This window comes from Cryobacterium sp. TMB3-10 (genome assembly GCF_004402305.1).
Lineage (GTDB): Bacteria > Actinomycetota > Actinomycetes > Actinomycetales > Microbacteriaceae > Cryobacterium > Cryobacterium zongtaii.
This window is the reverse complement of sequence record NZ_SOGH01000009.1, coordinates 1-1232: the sequence shown is the minus strand read 5'-3', so window position 1 is coordinate 1232 and position 1232 is coordinate 1. Positions and strand designations below refer to the sequence as shown.

Sequence of the window (1232 nt, the reverse complement as noted above, 5' to 3'; positions counted from 1 at the left end):
GGCAAAGTCATACGGTCGTAGCAACGCTCTGATTCAAGGAGTGTTGGATGGTCAAGCTTTTTCCGGCGGGAACGCGGACGAGGTTCGTGGATTTGGTCTGCTCTGGGGGTGGTTTGCGGGTGTCTGCGGCCTCGTTGGGCGCGTCGGTCAATACCGCGACGCAGTGGTGGCAGCAGTCTGGCGGCATGGCCCTAAGTGCTCCGAGATCCGTTGTTGGTGGCGTCGCCGATCCCGCACCGGACGGTGGTGTGGAGGGCGGTCGGGCGTTGACGTTGGCCGAGCGCGCGATGATCCAGTTCGGCCGTCGCAAGGGCCTGAGCTACGCCGAGATCGGCCGGGAAATCGGTCGGAACAAGTCCGTGGTCTGGCGGGAAGTGCACCGCAACACCAGCCTTGATGGCGTCTACTACGCGTCCGTCGCGCATACCAAGGCACACCAGGCCCGGCATCGGCCCAAACGGCTGAAGTTGGTCGACAACGCGGCGCTCTGCGAGTTGATCGAGGTCTGGATGGATGACGGGTGGAGCCCGAAATTGATCTCGGCGATGTTGGCGCATTACTTCGACGGTGACGAGACTATGCAGGTGAGCCACGAAACGATCTACCAGGCGCTATACGTGCAAACCCGCGGAGAACTACGAGCTGATCTGGCTAAAAGTCTCTCGACGAAGCGCACGAAGCGTGTTCCGCACTCCACGGACCGCAAATCGAACAGTCCCTATAAGGACGCGTTGAAGATCAGCCAGCGACCGGCGGAAGTCGCCGATCGGGCCGTTCCGGGGCATTGGGAAGGTGACCTCATCATCGGCGGCGGAGACGATTCGTCCGCGATCGGGACCCTCGTAGAACGCAGCACCCGGTTCACGATCCTGCTGCATTTGCCCGGGCCTCACACGGCCGACGAAGTCGCGACCGCGATGATCCGCGAGATGCGCCACCTGCCCGATCACCTGCGCCGTTCAGTGACCTGGGACCGCGGCACGGAACTGGCCGACTACGAGCGCATCCAACTTGCCTTGGACACCAAGCTTTACTTCTGCGACCCGCACTCGCCCTGGCAGCGCGGAACCAACGAGAACACGAACCGGCTGCTGAGGTTCTGGTTCGAGAAAGGCTCGAACCTCTCCGGCCACACCGCCGACGATCTGGCTCGCGTCGCAGCGAAACTCAACCGCCGGCCCCGACCCACCCTCGGCCTCGAAACCCCAGCCAACCGGCTAGCCCAGCTGCTC

The 1232-nt window shown here is 63.1% G+C and carries 1 protein-coding gene; it reads left to right on the top strand.

Annotated features, from left to right (window positions below; genetic code table 11):
• Positions 1–47 precede the first annotated feature (47 nt).
• Positions 48–1232, top strand: a 1185-nt coding sequence (locus E3T22_RS04520; protein WP_134480893.1) for an IS30 family transposase, incomplete at its 3' end; no start/stop codon positions are given.